23 protein-coding genes are annotated in these 25,340 nt (G+C 58.9%); 13 read left to right on the plus strand and 10 right to left on the minus strand.

Going from position 1 to position 25,340, the window contains the following annotated elements:
- Positions 1–225 precede the first annotated feature (225 nt).
- The 5 genes from ACA063_RS23370 to ACA063_RS23390 all read left to right on the plus strand — a co-directional run bounded on the left by ACA063_RS23370 (position 226) and on the right by ACA063_RS23390 (position 8,306).
- The gene (locus ACA063_RS23370; RefSeq protein WP_497663542.1) at positions 226–1,653 is read left to right on the plus strand and encodes a di-heme oxidoreductase family protein; all 1,428 of its coding nucleotides are present in this window, start codon (positions 226–228) and stop codon (positions 1,651–1,653) included.
- Between the two features lie 27 nt (positions 1,654–1,680).
- Positions 1,681–2,745 (plus strand): imelysin family protein, encoded by a 1,065-nt coding sequence (locus ACA063_RS23375; protein ID WP_497663543.1) that lies wholly within the window; start codon positions 1,681–1,683, stop codon positions 2,743–2,745.
- A 14-nt stretch (positions 2,746–2,759) separates the two neighbouring features.
- Positions 2,760–3,857, plus strand: a complete 1,098-nt coding sequence (locus ACA063_RS23380) for a DUF1513 domain-containing protein (protein WP_497663544.1) — start codon at positions 2,760–2,762, stop codon at positions 3,855–3,857.
- A gap of 248 nt (positions 3,858–4,105) precedes the next feature.
- A complete protein-coding gene (locus ACA063_RS23385) occupies positions 4,106–5,254 on the plus strand; it encodes an efflux RND transporter periplasmic adaptor subunit (RefSeq protein ID WP_497663545.1) in 1,149 nt (382 codons plus the stop codon).
- A gap of 13 nt (positions 5,255–5,267) precedes the next feature.
- The gene (locus tag ACA063_RS23390) at positions 5,268–8,306 is read left to right on the plus strand and encodes a multidrug efflux RND transporter permease subunit (RefSeq protein ID WP_497663546.1); all 3,039 of its coding nucleotides are present in this window, start codon (positions 5,268–5,270) and stop codon (positions 8,304–8,306) included.
- A 204-nt stretch (positions 8,307–8,510) separates the two neighbouring features.
- On the opposite strand, the gene ACA063_RS23395 is transcribed toward ACA063_RS23390, so the two are convergent.
- The 5 genes from ACA063_RS23395 to colR all read right to left on the minus strand — a co-directional run bounded on the left by ACA063_RS23395 (position 8,511) and on the right by colR (position 12,244).
- Positions 8,511–8,738 carry a hypothetical protein gene (locus ACA063_RS23395; protein ID WP_162439435.1) on the minus strand — a complete coding sequence of 76 codons (228 nt, stop codon included), beginning with the start codon at positions 8,736–8,738 and terminating at the stop codon, positions 8,511–8,513.
- Between the two features lie 2 nt (positions 8,739–8,740).
- Positions 8,741–9,454 carry a lipopolysaccharide kinase InaA family protein gene (locus tag ACA063_RS23400; RefSeq protein ID WP_497663547.1) on the minus strand — a complete coding sequence of 238 codons (714 nt, stop codon included), beginning with the start codon at positions 9,452–9,454 and terminating at the stop codon, positions 8,741–8,743.
- 4 nt (positions 9,455–9,458) lie between these two features.
- Positions 9,459–10,127, minus strand: a complete 669-nt coding sequence (locus ACA063_RS23405; RefSeq protein WP_497663548.1) for a class I SAM-dependent methyltransferase — start codon at positions 10,125–10,127, stop codon at positions 9,459–9,461.
- Between the two features lie 160 nt (positions 10,128–10,287).
- The gene (locus ACA063_RS23410) at positions 10,288–11,571 is read right to left on the minus strand and encodes a sensor histidine kinase (protein ID WP_497663549.1); all 1,284 of its coding nucleotides are present in this window, start codon (positions 11,569–11,571) and stop codon (positions 10,288–10,290) included.
- Positions 11,561–12,244 (minus strand): two-component system response regulator ColR, encoded by a 684-nt coding sequence (gene colR, locus ACA063_RS23415; RefSeq protein WP_162439431.1) that lies wholly within the window; start codon positions 12,242–12,244, stop codon positions 11,561–11,563. The genes ACA063_RS23410 and colR overlap by 11 nt, the downstream gene beginning before the upstream one ends.
- A 230-nt stretch (positions 12,245–12,474) precedes the next feature.
- Between colR and ACA063_RS23420 the strand changes: the two genes are divergently transcribed.
- Positions 12,475–13,218: a phosphatase PAP2 family protein gene (locus tag ACA063_RS23420; protein ID WP_497663550.1), complete on the plus strand. Its 744-nt coding sequence runs from the start codon at positions 12,475–12,477 to the stop codon at positions 13,216–13,218.
- A 164-nt stretch (positions 13,219–13,382) separates the two neighbouring features.
- Here the strand turns inward: ACA063_RS23420 and groL are convergent, their stop codons facing one another.
- From groL to ACA063_RS23440, 4 genes are all read right to left on the minus strand, one after another.
- The gene (gene groL, locus ACA063_RS23425) at positions 13,383–15,026 is read right to left on the minus strand and encodes a chaperonin GroEL (RefSeq protein ID WP_162439429.1); all 1,644 of its coding nucleotides are present in this window, start codon (positions 15,024–15,026) and stop codon (positions 13,383–13,385) included.
- Between the two features lie 49 nt (positions 15,027–15,075).
- The gene (locus ACA063_RS23430; RefSeq protein WP_054045166.1) at positions 15,076–15,369 is read right to left on the minus strand and encodes a co-chaperone GroES; all 294 of its coding nucleotides are present in this window, start codon (positions 15,367–15,369) and stop codon (positions 15,076–15,078) included.
- A gap of 247 nt (positions 15,370–15,616) precedes the next feature.
- Positions 15,617–16,093, minus strand: coding sequence for an FxsA family protein (locus ACA063_RS23435; RefSeq protein ID WP_497663551.1), 477 nt, complete (start codon positions 16,091–16,093; stop codon positions 15,617–15,619).
- Between the two features lie 66 nt (positions 16,094–16,159).
- Positions 16,160–16,891: a HugZ family pyridoxamine 5'-phosphate oxidase gene (locus tag ACA063_RS23440; protein WP_497663552.1), complete on the minus strand. Its 732-nt coding sequence runs from the start codon at positions 16,889–16,891 to the stop codon at positions 16,160–16,162.
- Positions 16,892–17,055: 164 nt separating this feature from the next.
- Between ACA063_RS23440 and ACA063_RS23445 the strand changes: the two genes are divergently transcribed.
- The gene (locus tag ACA063_RS23445; RefSeq protein WP_497663553.1) at positions 17,056–17,814 is read left to right on the plus strand and encodes an SDR family oxidoreductase; all 759 of its coding nucleotides are present in this window, start codon (positions 17,056–17,058) and stop codon (positions 17,812–17,814) included.
- A gap of 150 nt (positions 17,815–17,964) precedes the next feature.
- On the opposite strand, the gene apbC is transcribed toward ACA063_RS23445, so the two are convergent.
- The gene (gene apbC, locus ACA063_RS23450; RefSeq protein ID WP_497663554.1) at positions 17,965–19,059 is read right to left on the minus strand and encodes an iron-sulfur cluster carrier protein ApbC; all 1,095 of its coding nucleotides are present in this window, start codon (positions 19,057–19,059) and stop codon (positions 17,965–17,967) included.
- A gap of 329 nt (positions 19,060–19,388) precedes the next feature.
- Here apbC and metG point away from each other — a divergent pair, with 329 nt between their 5' ends.
- From metG to ACA063_RS23480, 6 genes are all read left to right on the plus strand, one after another.
- Positions 19,389–21,440, plus strand: a complete 2,052-nt coding sequence (gene metG, locus ACA063_RS23455) for a methionine--tRNA ligase (protein WP_497663555.1) — start codon at positions 19,389–19,391, stop codon at positions 21,438–21,440.
- A gap of 214 nt (positions 21,441–21,654) precedes the next feature.
- Positions 21,655–22,224 carry an Rnf-Nqr domain containing protein gene (locus ACA063_RS23460; RefSeq protein WP_497663556.1) on the plus strand — a complete coding sequence of 190 codons (570 nt, stop codon included), beginning with the start codon at positions 21,655–21,657 and terminating at the stop codon, positions 22,222–22,224.
- Positions 22,221–23,231, plus strand: coding sequence for an electron transport complex subunit RsxB (gene rsxB / locus ACA063_RS23465; RefSeq protein WP_497663557.1), 1,011 nt, complete (start codon positions 22,221–22,223; stop codon positions 23,229–23,231). The genes ACA063_RS23460 and rsxB overlap by 4 nt, the downstream gene beginning before the upstream one ends.
- Positions 23,218–24,210 carry an RnfABCDGE type electron transport complex subunit D gene (locus ACA063_RS23470; RefSeq protein ID WP_497663558.1) on the plus strand — a complete coding sequence of 331 codons (993 nt, stop codon included), beginning with the start codon at positions 23,218–23,220 and terminating at the stop codon, positions 24,208–24,210. The genes rsxB and ACA063_RS23470 overlap by 14 nt, the downstream gene beginning before the upstream one ends.
- Positions 24,207–24,818, plus strand: a complete 612-nt coding sequence (locus tag ACA063_RS23475) for an RnfABCDGE type electron transport complex subunit G (RefSeq protein WP_497663559.1) — start codon at positions 24,207–24,209, stop codon at positions 24,816–24,818. Before ACA063_RS23470 ends, ACA063_RS23475 begins: the two co-directional genes overlap by 4 nt.
- Entirely contained in the window at positions 24,811–25,320 is a 510-nt protein-coding gene (locus ACA063_RS23480; protein WP_497663560.1) for an Rnf-Nqr domain containing protein, read from the plus strand. Before ACA063_RS23475 ends, ACA063_RS23480 begins: the two co-directional genes overlap by 8 nt.
- Positions 25,321–25,340 lie beyond the last annotated feature (20 nt).

The raw sequence follows: 25,340 nt of genomic DNA on the forward strand, positions 1-25,340 counted from the left end.
CCAACCACCGATCCCTGTGGGAGTGAGCCTGCTCGCGATGGCGGTGTATCAGTCGAAATCGCTGGCGACTGACACACCGCCATCGCGAGCAGGCTCACTCCCACAGGGATGGTGTTGGCCAAATAAACCATGCCCCACATCAACCAAACGATAATTCCTCTTATTCAATCCCCCCTGCCCTGTTAGACTTTGCGCCCTTGTTTTGCTCGTCTTGCAGGATGTCTGATGCCCCCGCTGCTTCTTCGCTTTTCCGCACTGTTTCTGGCCCTGGGCCTGAGTGCCTGCGATGACGCCCCCCGTTTTACCAAGGCCGAACCCGGTGAAGCCCGGTCCGGTGGCAGCACGACCGTGCGCAAGACCGATCAGAATTCCTTTTCCCTGCCGTCCGCCAATCTGCCGCCCTCACGGCGGGTGGATTTCAGCGTTGGCAACAGCTTCTTCCGCAATCCCTGGGTGATCGCCCCCTCGACCACCACCGCGCGGGATGGCCTCGGCCCGTTGTTCAACACCAACGCCTGCCAGAACTGTCACATCAAGGACGGCCGCGGTCATCCGCCTGCGCCCGGCGCGTCGAATGCCGTTTCAATGCTGGTAAGGCTGTCGATTCCCGATGCACCGGCGTATGCCAACGTCATCGAGCAACTGGGAGTGGTTCCCGAGCCCGTCTACGGCGGGCAGTTCCAGGACATGTCGGTGCCCGGCGTAGTCCCGGAAGGCAAAGTGCGTGTCGACTACACGCCGGTGACGATTCGCTTCAAGGACGGCACCGAAATCGAACTGCGCAAGCCGACTCTGCAGATCACTCAGCTCGGCTATGGCCCAATGCACCCCGACACGCGTTTTTCCGCACGTGTCGCCCCGCCGATGATTGGCCTGGGACTGCTGGAAGCCATTCCCGAATCGGCAATCCTGGCCAACGCCGAGGCTCAGGCGAAAGACAACAAAGGCGTCAGCGGACGCCCGAACCAGGTCTGGGATGACGCCCAACAGAAAACCGTCCTTGGCCGATTTGGCTGGAAAGCCGGCCAACCGAATCTCAATCAACAAAATGTTCACGCGTTTTCTGGTGACATGGGCCTCACCACGAGTCTGAGGCCGATTGATGACTGCACCGACATGCAAACTGCTTGCAAGCAGGCCCCCAACGGCAACGGTCCCGAGGGCGAGCCGGAAGTCAGCGACAATATTTTGCGCCTCGTACTGTTCTACAGCCGCAACCTGGCCGTACCGGCGCGCCGTGATGTCGGCACGCCCGAAGTGCTGGCCGGCAAGACCCTGTTTTTCCAGGCCGGCTGCCAGTCCTGTCACACGCCCAAATACACCACTGCCGCCAATGCCGCGGAACCTGAGCTGGCCAATCAAGTGATTCGCCCGTACAGCGATCTGCTGCTGCATGACATGGGCGAAGGTCTGGCCGATAACCGTAGCGAATTCCAGGCCAGTGGCAGCGAGTGGCGTACGCCACCGTTGTGGGGCATGGGCCTGACGCAGGCGGTCAGTGGTCACACCCAGTTTTTGCATGACGGCCGCGCACGTAATGCGCTCGAAGCCGTGCTCTGGCATGGCGGCGAGGCGAAAGCGGCGCAGCAACAGGTTTTGTCTTTCAATGCCGAGCAGCGCGCCGCGTTGCTGGCATTTTTGAATTCCCTTTAATACGCGTTCAATCAGCGGGAGCCCTACATGTTCCGTCCCAAACTGCTATTTACCAGCCTTGCCGCACTCGCCTTGGGTGCGTGTTCGCCACAGGATCCGCAAGCGGTCACGTCGGCGGCGATCGCCAAATCCGTGATCCTGCCGACCTACACTCGCTGGGTTGAAGCCGACCGCCAACTGGCCGTCAGCGCGCTCGCCTATTGCGAAGGCAAGCAAGACCTCGACACCGCTCGCGCCGACTTCCTGCACGCGCAAAAAGCCTGGGCCGAACTGCAACCGCTGTTGATCGGTCCGCTGGCTGAGGGCAACCGGGCGTGGCAAGTGCAGTTCTGGCCAGACAAGAAAAACCTCGTCGGCCGTCAGGTCGAGCAACTGGTCACGGCGCAACCGCAGATCGACGCCGCGGCCCTGGCCAAGTCGAGTGTTGTGGTTCAAGGGCTCTCGGCCTACGAATACATCCTGTTCGACAGCAAGCCTGACGTCGCCAACGACGCGCAAAAAGCCAAGTACTGCCCATTGCTCAAAGCGATTGGCGAGCACCAGAAACTGTTGGCCGAAGACATTTTGAAAAGCTGGAACAACACCGACGGCATGCTCGCGCAGATGAGCAAGTTCCCGAACCAGCGCTACGCCGATTCTCACGAAGCCATCGCCGATTTGCTGCGCGTGCAGGTGACCGCTCTCGATTCCCTGAAGAAAAAACTCGGCACCCCGATGGGCCGTCAGAGCAAAGGCGTGCCGCAACCGTTCCAGGCTGATGCATGGCGCAGCCAATCGTCGCTGACAGGTCTCGAAGCCAGCCTCGCCGCCGCCAAATCCGTGTGGGAAGGTGTGGACAACAAAGGTCTGCGTGGCCTGTTGCCAAGCGATCAGAAGCCCTTGGCCGACAAGATCGATGCCGCCTACGCGGCGTCATTGAAACTGTTCGCCAGCAACCAGCGCTCGCTGACAGAAATGCTCAATGACGATGCCGGCCGTCAGCAACTCAACGATATCTACGACAGCCTCAACGTCGTCCACCGCCTGCACGAAGGCGAACTGGCCAAGGCCCTGGGCATTCAACTGGGCTTCAATGCCAACGACGGTGACTGATGAGGGCAAGTGCGATGCTGCGACGTCAGGCTCTGACTTTAGGTAGTTTGCTGCTGGGAGCAGTGACACTGGGCGGCTGGACGCTGTTCAAGCAAAAGGACAAGAGCCCGCTATTGCTGTCGGCGCGGGACGATACCGATGGCAAGCATTACGCCGTCGGCTACCGACTGGATGGCACGCGGGTGTTCGCCACCCAGGTCGGCCAGCGTTGCCACGACATCATCAATCATCCGACGCTGCCCATTGCACTGTTTGTCGCGCGTCGTCCGGGCACCGAAAGCTACTTGATCGACCTGCGTGACGGTGCCTTGCTGCAAACCGTGACGTCGCGGCCGAATCGGCATTTTTACGGTCACGCAGTGATTCACAAGAGCGGCGACTGGTTGTACGCCACCGAGAACGACACGTCCGATCCGGGCCGTGGCTTGCTCGGCGTTTATAAATTCGAAGGTGAACGCCTGGTTCACAGCGGTGAGATTTCCACTCATGGCATCGGCCCGCATCAGGTGTCATGGATGCCCGATGGCGAAACCCTGGTGGTGGCCAACGGCGGGATTCGCACCGAGGCCGAAAGCCGGGTCGAGATGAATCTCAATGCCATGGAACCGAGCCTGGTCCTGATGCAACGCGACGGTACCCTTCTCAGCAAGGAAACCCTCGCCCAGCAGATGAACAGCGTGCGCCATCTGGGGATCGCCAGCGACGGCACCATCGTCGCCGGCCAGCAGTTCATGGGGGCTTCCCATGAATCTTCGGAGTTGCTGGCGATCAAGCGTCCCGGTCAACCGTTCGTGGCTTTCCCCGTGCCTGAGCACCAGCTCCAGGCGATGGGGCACTACACCGCGAGCGTTGCGGTGCACAGCGAATTGCGCCTGGTCGCGTTGACCGCGCCAAGGGGCAATCGATTTTTCATCTGGGACCTGGACAGCGGCGAAGTGCGCCTGGATGCGCCACTTCCCGATTGCGCCGGAGTCGGAGCAGTGGCCGATGGTTTCGTCGTGACCTCCGGCCAGGGGCGTTGTCGCTACTACGATTGCCGCCAGGACGAACTGGTCGCAAAACCGTTGGAGCTGCCTGCAGGGCTCTGGGATAACCATCTTCACCTCATGTAAACGCGGTCTCTGTAGCAGCTGGCGAAGCCTGCGTTCGGCTGCGGAGCAGTCGTAAACCCTGGCACCTCGGTATACCGGATATACCGCAAAGCCTGATTTCACGACTGCTTCGCAGCCGAACGCAGGCTGCGCCAGCTGCTACAGGTCAGGGTGATGGTTACCTGTCAAACCTGCCAGTTGGAAACACCCCTCCACTCGGAGTAATGTGCCGGACTGTATGCCCTGATTTTCTCCAAGGAAGTGGAAATATGCTGCGTCGCCGCATGCTGATCATGTTGGGTGTTGTCCTGCTAATTGTGCTGGTCCTGGCCGCCTACAAAGCCTTTTCCATCTACACGATGATTCAAGGCTTCACTGCGCCAAAACCGCCAATAAGCGTCGCCGTGGCCACCGCCACCGAACAACCCTGGCAAGCCCGTCTACCCACTGTCGGCACGCTCAAGGCGCTGCAAGGCGTGGACCTGAGCCTGGAGACCGACGGCACCGTTATCGAGCTTCAGTTCGAGTCAGGGCAAAAGGTCAAGGCCGGCCAACCTCTCCTGCGACTCGACAGCGCCGTGGAAAGTGCGTTGCTGGAAACGGCGCAAGCCGACCTCGGGCTGGCCCAGCTCGATTACGGGCGCGGAAGCCAACTGGTCGGCAGTCAGGCCATTTCCAAAGGCGAATTCGACCGACTGTCGGCGGTGCAGAAAAAGAGCAAGGCTACGGTTAATCAACTCAAGGCTGCACTCGGCAAAAAAAGCATGGTCGCCCCCTTTAGTGGAACCATCGGTATTCGTCAGGTGGACATCGGTGACTATCTGGCCACTGGCACCATGATTGCCACCCTGCAAGACCTCAGCAGCCTCTATGTGGATTTCTTCGTGCCCGAGCAGTCGGTGCCGAAGATCGCCGTTGGCCAACCCGTGCAGATCATCGTCGCGGCCTATCCGACGCAAACCTTCCCCGGCCTGATCAGTGCGATCAACCCAAAGGTTGAGAACTCCACCCGCAACGTTCAGGTTCGGGCAACTTTGGCCAGCCCCGACGGCAAACTGTTGCCGGGCATGTTCGCCAGCCTGCAAGTGTTGCTGCCTGACCCGCTGCTGCGAATCGTCATCCCCGAAAGCGCGATTACCTACACGCTCTACGGCAATTCGCTCTACGTTGTCGCACAGAAGAAAAGCGAAGACGGCACGCCGGAAAAAGACGACAAGGGCCAACCGGTCCTCATCGCCGAACGACGTTTCATCGAAACCGGTGAGCGCCGTGACGGGCTGGTGATGATTACCAAAGGTGTGCAGAACGGCGAAAAAGTGGTGACGGCCGGCCAGATCAAACTGGACAACGGCGCACATATTGCCATCAGCGACGACAAGACTTTAGCCGAGCAGAACAGCCCGCCGCGCGCGGACTGATCAAGGAATTCCCATGGCTTTTACCGACCCGTTCATCCGCCGCCCGGTGCTCGCCACCGTGGTCAGCCTGTTGATTGTCCTGCTGGGTTTCCAGGCCTGGAGCAAGCTGCCACTGCGCCAATACCCACAGATGGAAAACGCCCTGATCACGGTGACCACCGCCTACCCCGGGGCCAACGCCGAGACCATCCAGGGCTACATCACTCAACCGATGCAACAGAGCCTGGCGAGCGCCGAGGGTATCGACTACATGACGTCGGTCAGTCGCCAGAATTTCTCGGTGATCTCGATCCACGCCCGTATCGACGCCAACACCGACCGTCTGTTCACCGAATTGCTGGCCAAGGCCAACGAGGTCAAGAACCAGCTGCCACAGGATGCTGAAGACCCGGTGCTGAGCAAGGAGTCCGCCGACGCTTCGGCGCTGATGTACATCAGCTTCTTTAGCAAGGAACTGAATAACCCGCAGATTACTGACTACCTGTCGCGGGTGATCCAGCCGAAACTGGCCACATTGCCCGGCATGGCCGAGGCCGAGATTCTCGGCAACCAGGTCTTCGCCATGCGCCTGTGGCTGGACCCGGTCAAGCTCGCTGGCTTCGGTCTGACCGCCAGCGACGTGACCAACGCGGTGCGCCAGTACAACTTTCTCTCCGCCGCCGGCGAGGTGAAAGGCGAGTACGTGGTCACCAGTGTCAACGCCAACACCGAGCTCAAATCAGCTGAAGCCTTCGCCGCCATTCCACTCAAGATCGAAGGCGACAGCCGAGTGCTGCTCAGCGATGTCGCGCGGGTGGAAATGGGCGCGGAAAACTACGACACCATCAGTTCCTTTGGCGGCACCCCTTCGGTGTACATCGGCATCAAGGCGACGCCGGGCGCCAACCCGCTGGACGTGATCAAGGAGGTGCGCAAGATCATGCCGGAGCTGGAAGCACAGCTGCCGCCGAACCTCAAAGGTGAAATCGCCTACGACGCGACGCTGTTCATTCAGGCGTCGATCGATGAAGTGGTGAAAACCCTGTTCGAAGCCGTACTGATCGTCATTGTGGTGGTGTTCCTGTTCCTCGGCGCCCTGCGGTCGGTGGTGATTCCGGTCGTGACCATCCCGCTGTCGATGATCGGCGTGATGTTCTTCATGCAAATGATGGGTTACTCGATCAACTTGCTGACCCTGCTGGCGATGGTGTTGGCCATCGGCCTGGTGGTGGATGACGCCATTGTGGTGGTCGAGAACATTCACCGGCACATCGAAGAAGGCAAGACGCCGATGGATGCTGCCATCGAAGGCGCCCGGGAGATCGCCATGCCAGTGGTCTCGATGACCATCACCCTGGCGGCGGTCTATGCCCCCATCGGCTTCCTGACGGGGCTGACCGGGGCCCTGTTCAAGGAGTTCGCCCTGACCCTGGCCGGTGCAGTGGTGATCTCCGGCATCGTGGCCCTGACTCTGTCGCCAATGATGTGCGCCTTGCTGCTGCGCCACGACGAGAATCCCAGCGGACTGGCGCATCGACTGGACCGGATATTCGAAGGTCTCAAACGCCGCTACCAGCGCATGCTCCACGGCACGCTCAATACCCGGCCAGTGGTGCTGGTGTTCGCCGTCATCGTGTTGTGCCTGATTCCGGTGATGCTCAAGTTCACCAAATCCGAACTGGCACCTGACGAGGATCAGGGCATCATTTTCATGTTGGCCAACGCACCGAAACCCACCAACCTCGACTATCTGAACGCCTACACCGACGAATTCATTGCCATTTTCAAGGAGTTTCCCGAGTACTACTCCTCGTTCCAGATCAACGGATTCGACGGTGTGCAATCGGGCATTGGCGGCTTCCTGCTCAAGCCGTGGAATGATCGTAGCCGCACTCAAATGGAAATCCTGCCGGAGGTTCAGGCCAAGCTGGAGAACATTTCCGGACTACAGGTTTTTGGTTTCAACCTGCCCTCCTTGCCAGGCACGGGCGAAGGGTTGCCGTTTCAATTCGCCGTCAACACGGCTAATGACTACGAGATGCTGGCGGAGGTAATGGGCCGGATAAAAAAACGCGCCATGGAATCGGGCAAATTCGCCTTCATCGACGTCGACCTCGCGTTCGACAAACCCGAAGTCGTCGTGGATATCGATCGCGCCAAAGCGGCACAGATGGGCGTGTCGATGCAGGACCTGGGCGGAACGCTGGCAACGTTGCTGGGTGAGGCGGAGATCAACCGATTCACCGTTGAAGGTCGCAGCTACAAAGTCATCGCCCAGGTCGAACGGCCTTTCCGGGATAACCCGGACTGGCTGAACAACTATTACGTAAGAAACACCAAGGGGGAGTTGCTGGCATTGTCGACCCTCATCACGGTGACAGACCGGGCGCGACCGCGACAGCTCAACCAGTTCCAGCAACTCAACTCGGCGCGCTTGTCCGGCGTGCCTTTAGTGAGCATGGGCGAGGCGCTCGACACTGTGCGCCAGATCGCTCGGGAAGAAGCGCCGGTGGGGTTCGGAATCGACTATGCCGGCGCCTCCCGCCAGTTTGTCCAGGAGGGCACTGCCCTGTGGGTGACGTTTGCCTTGGCACTGGCGATTATTTTCCTGGTGCTGGCAGCGCAGTTTGAAAGCTTCCGCGATCCGCTGGTGATCCTGGTGACGGTGCCGCTGTCGATTTGCGGGGCGTTGATTCCGCTGTTCCTGGGGTGGTCGAGCATGAACATCTATACCCAGGTCGGACTGGTGACACTGATCGGGTTGATCAGCAAACACGGGATCCTGATCGTGGAATTCGCCAACCAGCTGCGCAAGGAAAAAGGGTTGACGGCACGCGAGGCAGTGGAAGAAGCAGCGGCGATTCGTTTGCGGCCTGTATTGATGACCACGGCGGCAATGGTGTTTGGCATGGTGCCGCTGATCATTGCCACGGGTGCAGGGGCTGTCAGCCGTTTCGACATCGGCATGGTGATCGCCACCGGGATGTCGATCGGGACGCTGTTTACGCTGTTTGTATTGCCGTGCGTGTATACGTTGCTGGCGAAACCTGACAAGCCAAAGGAAAACACATAACCCTGTGGGAACAGGTTGGTTCCTGTAGCAGCTGCCGAGGCACGAGGCTGCGTTTACGGTCCGCAGGACCGTCCTCGGGGGCCGCTTCGCAGCCCAACGCAGCCTCGTGCCTCGACAGCTGCTACAGGGCTCACCCGCTTCCACCCTCAAGCCCAAATAAAAGGCCTCGCATTTGCGAGGCCTTTTATTTGGGCTTCAATTTGTTCAACTCTGCGGCCTCATTCCCTGGGAAAGTCCGAACATGAACAGCAACAGGTCATGATCGGGTTGGGACGCTTCGGATGCTTTCGCGACCCGTGGCAGCGGACAGTGAGCGTCGCCGCTCACCGAACTGAGGACCTGCGTGCGGGGCTGCTCCCAAGCCGCCACCGCAATTGAAGCAACTGCCAAGGCTCCTATCAGAAACACACCTCGCGCAATTTCGAGTTTCATTGCTATAAACCCTTGATAGCGCTGCCAAACGCCGTCTCATAAAGGTAGACCAGTTTTGTCCAATCCGCCGTGCTGAACGACGAGTGGCGGCGCAGTTGCTTCATGTCATGGGCGGCTGCCTGGCGAGCCGTCAGGCGCTGTCGGCACTTCTCCAGATCGATCAATGCGACCTCTACTTTGGCCGCCTCGCCTTCACCCGTGACACGGACAAAAACGTGCTTGATGTAAATACAACTGTGCTGCCAGCGACCCTTGTGCATCCGCGCCAGATTGTCGGCCAGATCTTTCAGCACTCGGTCGTGCACTGCCTCGCCAGAACGCTCGCGACCACCGCCGGCGTACCAGTGTTCGATTTCTTCAAAGCCGTCCAGTGACTTGGTCACCAGCAAGGCGCGCCACTTGTGCACAGGATCCCGTTGAGCTCCGCAGAAAACGACTTCCGGAACGCGTACGCCGATCTTGCGCAAACCGGTCAGCGCATCCAGTTCGCGCAAGACGGTCGGCCGTCCGAACGGGTGCAGCCAGCTGCGGTAGATATGCCCGGTCTGACGCTTGGCGTACAGCAATTGACCGTCGCTGCCCCGAACACGCTGAACGCCGCTTTCACCACCGCGACGCACGTTAGGTTCTTCTACCCATTCACCGCGCTGATTCCAGAAATAGTCGAACCGATCGCCGGAAGCGACCTCCGTTTCTGGTGCACATTGCACTGCCATCCTGTTACCTCTTGCGTAATACGTAAACTCGCCACATGGCATAGAGCGGTAAAAAATCCAGTTGTTCCTGGATGCGGAAACCCGCTTGCTCAAATTCTTTCTCTAACGTAACAGCTGGTAACACAAATCTATTTTGGTAACCTTCTTGCCCACGCGTTCTCTCGGAGCGCTTGCGTTTCCAGGCTTTGAAGTTGCCGTCCACCCACAGTGAAATGATCACGCTGTCACGCGTGACGCGCTCGAATTCACGCAAAATGGCCAATCGATGCTCGGCTTCACCAATGTGGTGCAGCAAGCGCATACAGAAAATGCTGTCGACGGCGTTATCGGGTAAGGCGATGTCGAAAGCAGATGTGTGCAAGGGTTGTACCCGTTTCACCACATCGGCAGGTTGCGCGCTCATAGCGATCTTGAGCATTGACTCGGAGTTGTCGGCTCCGATGATTGCCCGATTGGATTTTTCCGCCAGTAACGGCCAGAAACGTCCTGCGCCACAGGGTAGATCCAGGACTAGCCCCGGTTCTCCGACCAGAGACAGCGCCTTTCGTGCCATTTGCTCGTCACGCCAGTGAGACAGGCGACGGCCCAGGCCATCCTTGTGTTTGCGCAGATACCGTTGCGCATGTTGATCGTCATACTTCTCGGAAAAATCAAGTTTGATCGGCTTGTCCATCATCAAGTCTCCTAACTGCTGATGACGACCACCTTAGGTAGCGCCATGTCAGCGTCAGGTCATGACTTTGTGAAAGATTTGTCATGTAAATCGGGGATGTATTTCGAAGTTTTACAGGATCGAGTGGCGGCTATGGGCCACCACCCTTTTTAATATCTTCTCATCTCGGGTCCGAAGGTCGAAGTTCGACCTCGAAACGACAGCCATTGGGCTCCATGGTCGTCAAGCTGACGACCCATCCCTGGTTTTCACAGATCCGTTGCACCAACGAAAGTCCCAACCCCAAACCTTCCCCACGTTTCTCGGTCCCTCGCACGAAAGGCTCGAACATCGCTTCGCGCTTTTCCTCGGGAATCCCCACACCACTGTCTTCGACCAGGAAACCGGTAGGTGTCAGGGTCAAGCGGATAAAGCCGTATTCGGTGTAATGCAGTGCGTTACGCAGAAGGTTACCCATGACTGCGTGTAACAGTGTGGCGTTGTAGCAGTTGTCTGCGGGGTTACCTGGTTCAAAGATCAGCTTCAAACCTTTCGCCTCTATGGGCTCGCGCCATAGATTGAGCAACCCGTCGGCCACTTCGCCAAGGTTTTGCTGAAGCGCCTGACTGGCGTCTTCGCGTTGCGCACGCGCCAGCATCAGGAAGGTTTGCACCAGCTCTCGCATTTCCTCGCAGGCGCGAGCGATTCGCTCCACCTGGGCGTGACCGCGCTGATCGAGGCCAGGGTTTACCAGCAATAACTCGCAGGAACTGGCCAATACCATCAACGGCGTGCGCAGTTCATGACTGACATCACTGGTGAACAGTCGCTCCCGGGTCAATGCCTGGCGCAGTCGCCCCAGCGTAGCGTCGAAGGCCACGGCCAATTCGCCCACTTCATCGGCGGCGTAGTCAGGTGCCAGTGGTGGTGCCAGGCCCAGCAGTTGATCGCGATGACGCACCTGGCGAGCCAGTCGCACTACAGGAGCCATGACTTTGCGCGCCAACACCCAGCCAAGAAATACTGCCAACGCAAGACTCAGTACAAAGCCCACCAGCACGACGGCAAACAGCACCCGTTCACGCTCTTCGAAATCACTTTGATCCTGCAACAGCACGTAACGTCGGCCATCGACGACTTCGACCATTGCGTGATACGACAGCTGTTCGCGAAACACTTCGTGAAAACCAGGCTCCAGATGCCGCAAATCCTTGGGCAAGTCGAAGTCGCCAGGCCCACCGCTGAAATAGAACAGCTGGTCCGGCTCCGGTCGATGGCTCCAGTCCGAGACACTGTCCATCAGCAGCAGGCGCTGTAGATCGCCGCCCAATCCTGCCGAGATCAGTTTTTCTTCCACCAGGTGCACCGTCGCCACAATGCCCATGGCGAAAGCGCCCGCAACCAACGCGCTCATCAGCGCAAAGGCAATGATGATCCGTTGAGCAAGGCTCTGTTTAAACTCCATCTCGACCCTCGGCCAAGCGATAACCGACACCGTGAACGGTCTGCAGCAACGGTTTGGCGAAGGGTTTGTCGATCACCTGGCGCAACTGGTGGACATGGCTTCGCAGGCTGTCACTGTCCGGGCAGTCATCGCCCCACAGCGCTTCTTCGAGAATTTCCCGGCGCAGGACGTGCGGGCTTTTCTGCATCAACACGGCCAACAATTTCAGGCCGACCGGGTTGAGCTTCAGCAAGCGACCTTCGCGGGTGACTTCCAGGGTATCGAGATCATAGGCCAGGTCACCGACCTGCAAGGTACGTCGACCGCCACCCTGAGCCCGGCGCATGACTGCTTCGATTCTTGCGGCCAGCTCAGACAGGGCGAAGGGTTTGATCAGGTAGTCATCGGCACCGGACTTGAAACCCTGCAGGCGGTCGTCCAGTTGATCGCGAGCGGTGAGCATGATCACCGGCGTGTCGCGGCGGGCATCTTCGCGCAAGCGTTTACACAGGGTGTAGCCGTCGATACCGGGCAACATGATGTCCAGAACGATCAGGTCATAATGCTCGGTGGCCGCCAGGTGCAGGCCTGACAAACCGTCTTGCGCGCAATCCACGGTGTAGCCTTTGAGCCCCAGGTAATCCGCCAGATTGGCCAGGATATCGCGGTTGTCTTCAACCAATAGAATTCGCATGGGTAACTCCTCCGTACACAGTGACGGCCGTCTTGGCCCGCGCAGCTTAAGGCCAAGTCAGGCTCAGGGCTAGGACTGTGTGCAGATGTAATTTGGCCATACAAGCCTGTTCGAGCCTTGACGACTTTTTCACTATCGATTCACACGTAGACGACAGAATCCGGTTCAAACTCCGCGCGGCTGCGCCTTCAGAACACTTTACAGAACACTTCACAGAACAAGGAATTGCCATGGTGTCCACCACTGCCCGCCCCACCTCGCGCCCTCTCAATTTCTGGGTGTGCCTTGGGGTTCCTGCTGTCGCGGCAATTGTTCTGCTGCTGCTCGAACTGACCGACCTGGACATGGCCCTGGCCAACCTGTTCTATGACCCGGTCGCCGGTGGTTTCGTCGGACGACACAGTTACTTCCTGGAAAACATCCTGCACGACCGCGCCAAACAAGTGGTCATTGCCTTCTCTGTGCTGGCCATCTTCGGCTTCATCGGCTCTTTTTTCATGGAGAAGCTCAAACCGTTCAAGCGGGAGCTGGGGTGCCTGGTGCTGTCGCTGGCGCTGGCGACGTCTTTTGTCACGCCGGTCAAGGCGGTGACCGCGGTTCAGTGCCCCTGGAGCCTGGAGCAATTCGGTGGACATGAGACCTACAGCGAATTGTTGAGCCCTCGCCCGGCCACGGAAAAACCTGGACGTTGCTGGCCAGGTGGGCATGCGGCGACGGGTTTCACGTTGTTTGCGCTGTTCTTTGTGCTGCGTGATCGTCGACCCAAGCTGGCGCGCAAGGCGTTTGTCTTTGCGTTTGCGCTGGGGTCGGTATTTTCCGTAAGCCGGATGATGCAGGGCGCGCACTTCTTTTCGCACAATGTGTGGACGGCGATTTTTTGCTGGCTGATTTGTCTGGGGGCGTATTACTACGTTCTTTATCGACCGGCCTCAAGGGTTGACGCGGTTGCTAAAGCAGAACCTGTAGGCGTCTGACAGAAGATCAAAAGATCGCAGCCTGCGGCAGCTCCTACATAGGTCCGCGATCAACTGTTGGAGCTGCCGCCGGCTGCGATCTTTTGCTTTTGATCATGTAAAAGACAATAAAAAACCCCGCCTGCTTTCGCAGGCGGGGTTTTTAGTACAGGGGTAAGGCTGGCTTACATCATGCCGCCCATGCCACCCATACCGCCCATGTCTGGCATACCGCCGCCAGCTGGGCCGTCTTCCTTGATCTCGGCGATCATGGCTTCGGTGGTGATCATCAGGCTGGCGATGGAAGCCGCTGCCTGAAGAGCCGAACGAGTCACTTTAGCCGGGTCCAGGATACCCATTTCGATCATGTCGCCATATTCGCCGGTAGCAGCGTTGTAACCGTAGTTACCCGAACCCTGCTTGACCTTGTCCACAACTACGCTTGGCTCGTCGCCGGAGTTGGCAACGATCTGGCGCAGTGGCGCTTCAACAGCGCGACGCAGCAACTGAATACCAACGTCCTGATCAGCGTTGTCGCCTTTCAGTTCGGAGATTGCCTGCAGAGCGCGAACCAGTGCCACGCCGCCGCCAGGTACCACGCCTTCTTCAACGGCTGCACGAGTAGCGTGCAGGGCGTCTTCAACGCGGGCTTTCTTCTCTTTCATTTCAACTTCGGAACCAGCGCCAACCTTGATCACTGCAACGCCGCCGGACAGTTTGGCCAGACGCTCTTGCAGTTTTTCACGGTCGTAGTCGGAAGAAGTATCAGCCACTTGCTGACGGATCTGCAGAACGCGAGCCTGGATGTCAGCCTCAACGCCGGCACCGTCGATCACGGTGGTGTTTTCTTTCGACAGGATGACGCGCTTGGCATTACCCAGGTGTTCCAGGGTAGTGCTTTCCAGGCTCAGACCGATCTCTTCGGAGATAACGGTACCGCCAGTCAGAACAGCGATGTCCTGCAGCATTGCCTTGCGACGGTCGCCGAAGCCTGGAGCCTTGACGGCTGCGACTTTAACGATGCCACGCATGTTGTTCACAACCAGAGTCGCCAGGGCTTCGCCTTCAACGTCTTCAGCAACGATCAGCAGTGGACGGCCGGCTTTTGCAACGGCTTCCAGTACTGGCAACATTTCGCGGATGTTGGAGATTTTTTTGTCGACCAGCAGGATCAGCGGACCGTCGAGCTCGGCAGTCATGGTCTCTGGTTTGTTGACGAAGTACGGGGACAGGTAGCCACGGTCGAACTGCATGCCTTCAACAACCGACAGTTCGTTTTCCAGGCCCGAGCCTTCTTCAACGGTGATCACGCCTTCTTTACCGACTTTTTCCATGGCTTCGGCAATGATGTCGCCGATGGAGCTGTCGGAGTTGGCCGAGATGGTACCGACCTGAGCGATTGCCTTGGTGTCAGCGCAAGGCTTGGACAGGGCTTTGAGCTCTTTGACGATAGCGATGGTCGCTTTGTCGATGCCGCGTTTCAGGTCCATCGGGTTCATGCCGGCAGCGACGGCTTTGAGGCCTTCGTTGACGATCGACTGAGCCAGAACGGTAGCGGTGGTGGTGCCGTCGCCTGCGTCATCGTTGGCACGGGAGGCAACGTCTTTGACCAGCTGCGCGCCCATGTTTTCGAAGCGATCTTTCAGCTCGATTTCTTTGGCAACGGAAACGCCGTCCTTGGTGATGGTCGGAGCGCCGAAGCTCTTCTCGATGATCACGTTACGGCCTTTAGGGCCCAGGGTCGCTTTTACTGCGTCAGCCAGGACGTTGACACCGGCGAGCATTTTCTTGCGGGCGGAATCGCCGAATTTAACTTCTTTAGCAGCCATGATCGATATTCCTTAAATACTTTGTAGTAGCGGGAAAATGAGCGGGGAATCAGCCTTCGATAACAGCGAGAATCTCGTTCTCAGCCATTACCAGCAGGTCTTCGCCGTCGACTTTCACAGTGTTGCTGCCGGAGTACGGACCGAACACAACCTTGTCACCCACTTTAACGGCCAGTGCGCGCACTTCACCGTTTTCCAGCACGCGGCCGGTACCGACAGCGAGGATCTCGCCGCTGTTGGCTTTTTCAGCAGCCGAACCTGGCAGGACGATACCGCCAGCGGTTTTCTTTTCTTCTTCGCTGCGACGGATGACGACGCGGTCATGCAGAGGACGAAGCTTCATTGTCGATCTCTCCTAATTGTGGTTTTCATCGGCCGGTGTAGTCCCGGCGGGTTTAACAAATCCGGCGGTGCCGGGTGCGGCTCGACAAGCGAGACGCGGAAGTCTGTCTGGCGTGAATGCCAGAAACCTTGCGGTGACCGTTACATAAGGGCGCATAAGCTTATTACAAGAGCGGGGATCGAAAATTTTTTACCTTGATACCCCGAAAAACGAACACGGCACCCGAAGGTGCCGTGCAGTGAAGCGGTTACTTGGGATCGCGGTGTTCGAACTCGCCTTCAATCACGTTCGGCTCGCGGCCCAGAGGCTCGCGGGGGGCCGGACCGCCACGGGATTGCAGGTCATCGGCGAACGCACGCTGCCGGATGGCCTGCTCTTCGGCGCGCTGGCGCATTTTATTGGCCAACAGCCGACGAGAGATCGGCAGCAGCATGATCAGGCCAAGCACATCGGTGACGAAACCCGGAAGGATCAACAGACCACCGGCCAATGCCAGCATCAGCCCTTCGATCATGGTCTGGGCCGGCAGCTCACCGCGGTTAAGGCTTTCACGAGCACGCAACGCAGTGGCCAGACCGGCGATACGCAGCACGAATACACCGAGCATCGAGCCGAGAATGACCAGCAGGAGGGCCGGGAAAAACCCGATCGCACCGCTGACCTTGACGAATACGAACAGCTCCAACACCGGAAACAGTACAAAGAGCAATAAAAAAGGGCGCATCAAATGGTTCCTCAACGCAAGAATGCCTTGCCAGTCTTCCCTAGATGACGTCGCCGTTTCGTGAATTCAAGCGTCGGCCACTTCATTTTTTGGCCAATGCTCGGCGTGAGCCAGGAAAACCAAGGCTTCCCGCACTTGTGTCGGCGTATTACACGGGGCTTGGAATGGCAGCCAGTAGAGCGTCTGAGCAATGCGCAGGTGCATGCCTTCAGTATCGATACCGGCCAACAGCGCCGGCTCGGTCTTCGGCAAGCCCGCCAGTTCTACATAGTGAGCAATGGCCTTGGTGTGATCGGCATTCATGTGCTCGACCATGCTTACTTCAGCCTTGCCCGCGAACGGGTTGGCCAGGGTCAGATGATCAACCCAGTGAATCGCGCCGAAACCGCCGATGTAGCGATGGCGTACGGGTTTGAGCACCCAGAAATCGAAATCGTGAGCCTTGTGATAGTTCCGGGAGTCCGGGAAATAGCGGTAGTAGCGCTCGGCTGCCGCCTCTATTGCGGTAGCGTCCTCGAGCTTCTCGGCTTCGGCCAGGTAGGTCAGTCGACCAACGGCTTGCACATCTTCGGCTCCGCGCTCGCCTACAAACAAGGAGCATTTCGGGTCTTTCTGCAGGTTATGCGTGTGCTGGGCAATACGACTGATCAGGATCAGCGGCCGGCCTTGCTCATCCAGGCAGTACGGAACGACAGATCCGAAAGGAAAACCTGGCATGGCCTTGGAGTGGGTCGACAAGACTCCACGGTATTCCTTGAGAAGCAATTCTCGGGCATTCTTGGCCGCTTCAACGCTCAATTTATGACTCCTTATATAGAATCCGTCGTAAAAACGGACAGGCGCCTGGTGATAGTTCCAGCACGCCATCGGGGCAGTTCTCATGTGCAGCCGGGTGGTATCAGGTGCAGATCGAGAGGCCCTCTAGAAATAAGACCACTGCGACCTACTACCGGGGCATGCGAATGCAACTCACTGACAAAGTAATCATTATCACGGGCGGTTGCCAGGGTTTAGGCCGCTCCATGGCCGAGTATTTCGCTGGCAAAGGCGCGAAACTCGCGCTGGTGGACCTGAACCAGGAAAAGCTCGATGACGCGGTCGCCGCGTGCAAGGCCAAGGGCGTCGAAGCCCGCGCCTACCTGTGCAATGTGGCCAATGAAGAGCAGGTTACGCACATGGTCGCTCAGGTGGCTGAAGACTTCGGCGCGATCCATGGCCTGATCAACAATGCCGGGATCCTGCGTGATGGTTTGCTGATCAAGGTGAAAGACGGCGAAATGACCAAGATGACCCTGGCCCAATGGCAGGCCGTGATCGACGTCAACCTGACCGGTGTGTTCCTGTGCACCCGTGAAGTCGCGGCCAAAATGGTCGAGCTCAAGAACGGCGGCGCGATCATCAATATCTCGTCGATCTCCCGCGCTGGCAATGTCGGTCAGACCAACTACTCCGCTGCCAAGGCCGGTGTCGCTGCGGCGACCGTGACCTGGGCCAAGGAACTGGCACGCTATGGCATTCGTGTGGCGGGGATTGCACCGGGCTTTATCGAAACTGAAATGACCTTGGGCATGAAGCCTGAAGCACTGGAGAAGATGACGGCGGGGATTCCGTTGAAGCGCATGGGCAAGCCAGAAGAGATCGCCCATTCCGCGGCTTACATTTTCGAGAACGACTACTACACCGGTCGGATTCTGGAGATGGATGGCGGGTTGCGGATCTAAGCGAGACTTAAAACGCAGTCTCGTGTAGCAGCTGCCGAGGTACGAGGCTGCGTTGCGTGTCCGCAGGACCGCCCTCGGGGGCCGCTACGCAGCCCAACGCAGCCTCGTACCTCGGCAGCTGCTACAGGAGGCTGCGATCCGTTCGTTGAATCAATCGTCGCTGATGGTGATGTTCGGCATCGCCGGCGATACCGCTTCCTGCAACACGATCCGCGCGCCGACATGACGAGCGAGCTCCTGGTAAACCATTGCGATAGGGCTGTCCGGCTCGGCGATCACCGTCGGTTTGCCGCCATCCGCCTGTTCGCGGATCGCCATCGCCAGTGGCAACGACGCCAGCAACTCGACGCCGTACTGGCTGGCCAGTTTCACACCACCGCCCTCACCGAACAGATGCTCGGCATGTCCGCAATTGGAGCAGATGTGCACGGCCATGTTTTCCACGACACCCAGCACCGGAATGTTGACCTTGCGGAACATCTCGACGCCTTTGCGCGCATCGAGCAACGCCAGGTCTTGCGGCGTGGTGACGATGACGGCACCGGCCACCGGGACTTTTTGTGCGAGGGTCAGCTGAATATCACCGGTGCCTGGCGGCATGTCGATGACCAGATAATCCAGGTCGCCCCACGCGGTCTGGGTGACCAGTTGCAACAGCGCACCGGAGACCATCGGGCCGCGCCAGACCATCGGCGTGTTGTCGTCAGTCAGGAACGCCATGGACATCACTTCGACACCATGGGACTCGATCGGCACAAACCACTTCTGGTCTTTGACCTTTGGTCGGGTGCCTTCAGGGATACCAAACATGATGCCCTGGCTAGGACCGTAGATGTCCGCGTCGAGAATCCCGACCTTGGCGCCTTCGCGGGCCAGGGCCAGGGCCAGGTTGGCAGCGGTGGTGGATTTGCCCACACCGCCCTTGCCGGAAGCGACGGCCACGACGTTCTTGACGTTGGCCAGGCCCGGGATCTGTGCCTGAGCCTTGTGCGCAGCGATGACGCTGGTGATGTCGACACGGGCGCTCGTAACGCCCTCCAGGCCTTCGATGGCCATTTGCAGCATCTGCGCCCAGCCACTTTTGAACAGACCGGCGGCGTAGCCCAGTTCCAGCCGGACGCTGACACGATCACCCTGGACGTCGATGCTGCGTACGCACCCGGCGCTGACCGGGTCCTGGTTCAAATAAGGGTCGGTGTATTGGCGAAGGACGGCTTCCACCGCTGCGCGATTGACGGCGCTCATGGGCAACTCCGATAACAAGACTGGAAAATCAGGCGGGTATCCTAACCGTTCTAGGTCATGGACGGCATGCCCGACAATCATTTGCAGTGAACACAGTCCTGTGGCGAGGGAGCTTGCTCCCGCTGGGTGGCGAAGCCGCCCCATCGATATACGACTGCTGCGCAGCCGAACGGGAGCAAGCTCCCTCGCCACAAAAACGCCCCTGCACCGCAGTCATGCGTAACGATGATTTTTACATTCAGCGCATTTGGATACAGGCACACGGGGTGAAAAATATGCGCCGGCGCTTTATAGTGGCCGACCTCCGTTTCATCAAGTAGCCGAGCCCCATGTCCGAGCCACGCAAGATCCTCGTCACCAGCGCCCTGCCCTATGCCAATGGTTCGATCCATCTTGGCCACATGCTGGAATATATCCAGACCGATATGTGGGTGCGCTTCCAGAAGCACCGCGGCAACCAATGCATCTATGTCTGCGCCGACGACGCCCACGGTTCGGCCATCATGCTGCGCGCGGAAAAGGAAGGCATCACCCCGGAACAACTGATCGCCAACGTCCAGGCTGAACACAGCGCCGACTTTGCCGAGTTCCTGGTGGACTTCGATAATTTCCACTCCACTCACGCCGACGAAAACCGTGAGCTGTCGAGTCAGATCTACCTGAAACTGCGTGACGCCGGGCACATCGCCCAGCGTTCGATCACCCAGTACTTCGACCCGGAAAAGAAAATGTTCCTGGCCGACCGCTTCATCAAGGGCACCTGCCCTAAATGCGGCACGGAAGACCAGTACGGCGACAACTGCGAAAAATGCGGTGCGACCTACGCCCCGACCGATCTGAAAGATCCGAAGTCGGCGATCTCCGGCGCCACTCCGGTGCTGAAGGATTCCCAGCACTTCTTCTTCAAACTGCCGGACTTCCAGGAAATGCTGCAAGCCTGGACCCGCAGTGGCACCCTGCAAGACGCCGTCGCCAACAAGATCGCCGAATGGCTGGATGCCGGCCTGCAACAGTGGGACATCTCCCGCGATGCGCCGTACTTCGGCTTCGAGATCCCGGACGAGCCCGGCAAATACTTCTACGTCTGGCTGGATGCGCCGATCGGCTACATGGCGAGCTTCAAGAACCTTTGCGCCCGTCGCCCGGACCTGGATTTCGACGCGTTCTGGGCCAAGGACTCGACCGCTGAGCTGTATCACTTCATCGGCAAGGACATCGTCAATTTCCACGCCCTGTTCTGGCCAGCCATGCTAGAAGGCGCGGGTTTGCGCAAGCCGACCGGCATCAACGTCCACGGCTACCTGACCGTCAATGGTCAGAAAATGTCCAAGTCCCGCGGCACCTTCATCAAGGCCCGGACCTACCTGGATCACCTGTCACCGGAATACCTGCGCTACTACTACGCGGCCAAGCTGGGTCGTGGCGTCGACGACCTGGACCTGAACCTCGAAGACTTCGTGCAGAAGGTCAACTCCGACCTGGTCGGTAAAGTCGTCAACATCGCCAGCCGTTGTGCCGGTTTCATCAATAAAGGCAATGCCGGCGTGATGGTCGACACCAACGCCGCGCCCGAGCTGACCGATGCGTTCCTGGCCGCTGCGCCAAGCATTGCCGACGCCTATGAAGCCCGCGACTTTGCCCGCGCCATGCGCGAGATCATGGGCCTGGCCGACCGTGCCAACGCCTGGATCGCCGACAAGGCACCGTGGTCGCTGAACAAACAGGAAGGCAAGCAGGAAGAAGTCCAGGCCATCTGCGCCACCGGCATCAACCTGTTCCGCCAGCTGGTGATCTTCCTCAAACCTGTGCTGCCGCTGCTGGCCGCAGACGCCGAGGCGTTCCTGAACGTCGCGCCGCTGACCTGGAACGACCACGCGACCTTGCTCGGCAACCATCAGCTGAACGAGTTCAAGCCGCTGATGACCCGTATCGATCCGGTGAAGGTGCAAGCCATGACCGACGCTTCTAAAGAAGACCTGACTGCCAGCCAGACTGACACCGGCAGCGCTGCACCCGTTGCCGATGGCGAACTGGCCAAGGATCCGCTGTCGCCGGAAATCGATTTCGATGCCTTTGCCGCAGTCGACCTGCGTGTCGCCCTGATCGTAAAAGCCGAACACGTGGAAGGTGCCGACAAGCTGCTGCGCCTGACCCTGGACATCGGTGGGGAGCAACGTAACGTGTTCTCCGGGATCAAGAGTGCTTACCCGGATCCGTCCAGGCTCGACGGTCGCCTGACCATGATGATTGCCAACCTCAAGCCGCGCAAAATGAAGTTCGGGATCTCCGAAGGCATGGTGATGGCCGCCGGTCCTGGTGGTGAAGAGATCTACCTGCTCAGCCCGGACAGTGGCGCCAAGCCAGGTCAGCGCATCAAGTAAGTCTGCGCGACACCCCTATCCCACAGTCGTGCCCGGCGCGCCTGTGGGATTTTCATGTCTGGCCCATACTATCTCTCAGGTCCGGCTTTCCCCTTGTCGGAGCTGCCGCAGGCTGCGATCTTTTGATCTTGCTTTATAAGATCAAAAGATCGCAGCCTGCGGCAGCTCCTACAAGGTAATCGGCGACCAGCAATATGTTCGGATACGGACGATCATGACCGAGACGCTTCTTACACTCATCAGCGCTGCCCTGATCAACAACTTTGTGTTGCACTGGCCGCTGGGCGTCGATCCACTGCTCGGCGCCCAGCGCCAACAGGTCCATGCACTGGGCATTGCAACGACCAGCCTGATGCTGGTGGTCGGCGTGCTCGGTTATGCGCTCTATCAGGGGGTGTTGGTGCCGTTGGAGCTGACATCGTTGAGTCTGTTCGTGTTCCTGCCGCTCAACGTCCTGTTGATAACTCCGCTGCTGACGCTGTTGACGCGACTGCTGCCACAGCTTTCATTCCAGGGGCTTTGGCCACTGGTGCTAGGCAACGCCGGACTCTTGGGGTTAATGCTGATCAACGTTCAGGACGACAAGGGTTTTTTCCACGCTACGGCGCTGAGCCTTGGTGCAGGGTTGGGGTTCTGGCTGGTGCTGAGCCTGTTCAGCGATTTACGCCAACGCACGCTCGATAACGATGTCCCCCTGCCCTTTCGCGGCCTGCCGATCGATCTGATCAGCGCCGGCCTGATTGCAGTGGCTTTTCTCGGATTCACCGGACTGATCAAAACATGAGTCTGATTCAACGCATCGACGCCCTCTTGCCGCAGACCCAATGCGGTAAATGCGGTCATCCCGGATGCAAACCCTACGCCGAAGGCATTGCCAGCGGTGAGTCGATCAACAAGTGTCCTCCCGGTGGCAGTGAAACCATCGCGGCCCTGGCCGACCTGTTGAAAGTCCCGGTGCTGGAACTGGATACCAGCCGCGGTTCTGCGCCTGCGCAAATTGCTTTTATTCGGGAAGCTGAGTGCATCGGTTGCACCAAGTGCATTCAGGCATGCCCGGTAGATGCAATCGTCGGCGCGGCGAAACTGATGCACACCGTCATCATCGACGAATGCACCGGTTGCGATCTGTGCGTAGCGCCTTGCCCGGTAGATTGCATCGAAATGCGTCCGCTGCCGCTGGCGACGGTGGTGCCTATTGTTGGCGGTCTGGCCGTCAGCCTTGAGGAACAACGCTCGCGAGCCGTTAAACGCAATCACGCACGGCGTCGCTTCGAACAGCGTAATGCCCGTTTGCATCGTGAGGAAGAACAGAAACTGGCCGAGCGTCAGGCCCGTGCGCATCGAACCGCGCCACAGCCCAGCGCCTCGACGCTCGATCCGGTGCAGGCCGCACTGGAACGCGTTCGGGCGCAAAAAGCTGCCACCGCCGACACGGCGCTGAAAAAAGCCAAGATCGATCTGGCCATGAGTCGCGCGCAGTTGAATAAATCACTCAAGGCGTTTGGGCACCCTCCCACCTTCGATCAGCAGTCGCAGTTGATCATCCTGCAGCAGCAATTCGAGGCGGCCGAACAGGCATTGGCAACACTGGAAGACGGTTCAGCGGCCCTGCCGACGCCGGCTCCCCCGGCGAAAAATGCTGAGTTGAATCGTGCAAAAATCCAGTTGGCCATGCGTCGCGCCGAGCTCAAAAAGGCGCAATCCAGCGAGTTGCCGCCGGAGCAGATCGAGGCATTGGAACGTGCGTTGAATGAAGCCGAGCGCCTGGTGGACAGTTATGCCACCCCTTGAACCGGTCGACGAGCGTCTTCAGCAGGCCATGAAGCTGGTGTTGCTGGCGACTCTGCCAGGCATGCTGGCGATGTTTTGGCTGTATGGCTGGGGGGTATTGATCAATCTGATTCTCGCCGCTGTCAGCGCGCTGGCCGTTGAAGCGGTGCTGCTGCAACTGCGCAAGCGCCCAATTTCGGCGAACGTGTGGGACGGTAGCGCGCTAGTCACCGCGACCTTACTGGCGTTGGCTTTGCCGCCTTATTGCCCTTGGTGGCTGACCGTCAGCGCCGCGAGCTTTTCGATGGTATTGGGCAAACACCTGTACGGCGGAGTCGGCAGCAATCCGTTTAACCCGGCCATGCTTGGCTTCGCCTTGGTGATTGTGAGCTTTCCTCAACCGATGACCCATTGGCCATCGTCCCACGGCATGGACCTGGTGGGTGGTTTGCAGCATATCTTCGGCTCTAATTCCGGCCAGTCACCGGATGCCTGGGTTCAAGCCACCGCACTGGACAGCCTGCGCATCAACAAAAGCCTGACCATGGACGAACTGTTCGCGGGCAACCCTGCGTTCGGTCACTTTGGCGGACGTGGCGTGGAATGGGTCAACCTGGCGTTCCTCGCGGGTGGCGTCTTTCTGCTGCAACGGCGGGTGTTCAGCTGGCATGCGCCTGTCGGCATGCTGGCGAGCCTGTTCGTCATAAGTTTGTTGTGCTGGAACGGTTCGGGCTCCGACTCCAATGGGTCTCCGCTGTTTCACCTGCTCACCGGCGCGACCATGCTGGGCGCCTTCTTCATCGCCACCGAGCCGGTGTCCGGACCAAACAGCCCCGGCGCGCGATTGATGTTCGGTGCGGGCGTGGGACTGTTGACGTACTTGATCCGCACCTGGGGCGGTTATCCCGATGGTGTGGCGTTTGCCGTGCTATTGATGAACCTCTGCGTACCGGCGCTGGAGCGGCTGGTCACAGCGAGACAGGAAAGGATTGCGCCGTGAACCGAGCAACGAGTGGCGTGATCCTGGTGTTGGTTGCAGGTCTGGGCATGGCCGCGACGTATTTCGCGCAGCATGTCAGTGCCCCGGGGATCGCCGCGCAACAACGCCTGATCGACAGTCGCAAGCTGCTGGATATGCTTTCGCCTGACAGCTACGACAATCAACCGCTGGAACTGCCCCTCACACTCACCGACACCACATTGGCCAACAGCACTCTGCTGGCTGGCTATCGCGCGACCAGAGCCGATCAACCCAGCGCCATATTGCTACGCAGCCAGACTACCGGTTACGCAGGTACTCTCGAGCTGCTGATCGCCATCGACGTCAATGGCAAGTTGCTGGGCGTTAAAACGCTCAAGCAATCCGAAACCTCCGGGCTGGGTGCGCGAATCGCCGAATGGCCAAATGGCTGGCTTCAGGTGTTTTCCGGCCTGTCTCTGGCGGAAACCGGCAACAATGGCTGGGCGCTGAAAAAGGATCAGGGGCAATTCGATCAGATAGCGGGGGCCACCATCACCTCCCGCGCGGCGATCAATGCGATCCATGATGCGTTGCGCTATTTCGATGAACATCGGCAAGCGTTAATCGGGGCTGACAGCCATGGATAAGACATCGTCACTGCGGAACTCGCTGATGCTCGCGCCATTGATCGGTGCTACGGGCTCGTGGATGACCGCTTTGGGCGTGTGGCTGATGTTTATGGTGGTGACCCTGTCTTTCGGCCTGAGCATGAACGCTGTGCGAACCCGTTTGATGCCTGCGACCCATTTGGTGGCGGGGGTGTTGCTGGCGGCGACGTTGACCGGTTGCGCGGAAATTGCCGCACGGGCCTGGTCACTGCAATGGCACCAACACCTCGGAATCTACTCAGGATTTATTGCCTTGCAGTGCGTCATTCTGGACCACTCCGGTTTTTTCCAGAATAACTGGCGTGATCGCCTTCGATTGTGCGTCCTGTTCGGCGCATTGATGGTCGGCCTCGGACTGCTGCGTGAAATCCTCGGCACAAGCGGGATACGTCTGGCCACCCTGGCACCCGGCGGTTTCATCCTGCTCGGATTATTGATCGCTGCCTGGCAGGCTTGGGCCCGTCCTACCTCATCACACTGACCTCCTTCGGAGAAACGTAC

This window comes from Pseudomonas sp. LBUM1643, from assembly GCF_059716215.1.

Bases quoted from the DNA above. Each gene is read 5' to 3' on its own strand.
- groL (WP_162439429.1), bottom strand. From the start codon at position 15,026: ATGGCTGCTAAAGAAGTTAAATTCGGCGATTCCGCCCGCAAGAAAATG.
- ACA063_RS23430 (WP_054045166.1), bottom strand. From the start codon at position 15,369: ATGAAGCTTCGTCCTCTGCATGACCGCGTCGTCATCCGTCGCAGCGAA.
- ACA063_RS23445 (WP_497663553.1), top strand. From the start codon at position 17,056: ATGCAACTCACTGACAAAGTAATCATTATCACGGGCGGTTGCCAGGGT.
- ACA063_RS23435 (WP_497663551.1), bottom strand. From the start codon at position 16,093: ATGCGCCCTTTTTTATTGCTCTTTGTACTGTTTCCGGTGTTGGAGCTG.
- ACA063_RS23420 (WP_497663550.1), top strand. From the start codon at position 12,475: ATGGTGTCCACCACTGCCCGCCCCACCTCGCGCCCTCTCAATTTCTGG.
- ACA063_RS23400 (WP_497663547.1), bottom strand. From the start codon at position 9,454: ATGGCAGTGCAATGTGCACCAGAAACGGAGGTCGCTTCCGGCGATCGG.
- metG (WP_497663555.1), top strand. From the start codon at position 19,389: ATGTCCGAGCCACGCAAGATCCTCGTCACCAGCGCCCTGCCCTATGCC.
- ACA063_RS23410 (WP_497663549.1), bottom strand. From the start codon at position 11,571: ATGGAGTTTAAACAGAGCCTTGCTCAACGGATCATCATTGCCTTTGCG.
- ACA063_RS23380 (WP_497663544.1), top strand. From the start codon at position 2,760: ATGCTGCGACGTCAGGCTCTGACTTTAGGTAGTTTGCTGCTGGGAGCA.
- ACA063_RS23370 (WP_497663542.1), top strand. From the start codon at position 226: ATGCCCCCGCTGCTTCTTCGCTTTTCCGCACTGTTTCTGGCCCTGGGC.
- ACA063_RS23480 (WP_497663560.1), top strand. From the start codon at position 24,811: ATGGATAAGACATCGTCACTGCGGAACTCGCTGATGCTCGCGCCATTG.
- ACA063_RS23395 (WP_162439435.1), bottom strand. From the start codon at position 8,738: ATGAAACTCGAAATTGCGCGAGGTGTGTTTCTGATAGGAGCCTTGGCA.
- ACA063_RS23460 (WP_497663556.1), top strand. From the start codon at position 21,655: ATGACCGAGACGCTTCTTACACTCATCAGCGCTGCCCTGATCAACAAC.
- ACA063_RS23375 (WP_497663543.1), top strand. From the start codon at position 1,681: ATGTTCCGTCCCAAACTGCTATTTACCAGCCTTGCCGCACTCGCCTTG.
- rsxB (WP_497663557.1), top strand. From the start codon at position 22,221: ATGAGTCTGATTCAACGCATCGACGCCCTCTTGCCGCAGACCCAATGC.
- ACA063_RS23390 (WP_497663546.1), top strand. From the start codon at position 5,268: ATGGCTTTTACCGACCCGTTCATCCGCCGCCCGGTGCTCGCCACCGTG.
- colR (WP_162439431.1), bottom strand. From the start codon at position 12,244: ATGCGAATTCTATTGGTTGAAGACAACCGCGATATCCTGGCCAATCTG.
- ACA063_RS23385 (WP_497663545.1), top strand. From the start codon at position 4,106: ATGCTGCGTCGCCGCATGCTGATCATGTTGGGTGTTGTCCTGCTAATT.
- ACA063_RS23405 (WP_497663548.1), bottom strand. From the start codon at position 10,127: ATGGACAAGCCGATCAAACTTGATTTTTCCGAGAAGTATGACGATCAA.
- apbC (WP_497663554.1), bottom strand. From the start codon at position 19,059: ATGAGCGCCGTCAATCGCGCAGCGGTGGAAGCCGTCCTTCGCCAATAC.
- ACA063_RS23470 (WP_497663558.1), top strand. From the start codon at position 23,218: ATGCCACCCCTTGAACCGGTCGACGAGCGTCTTCAGCAGGCCATGAAG.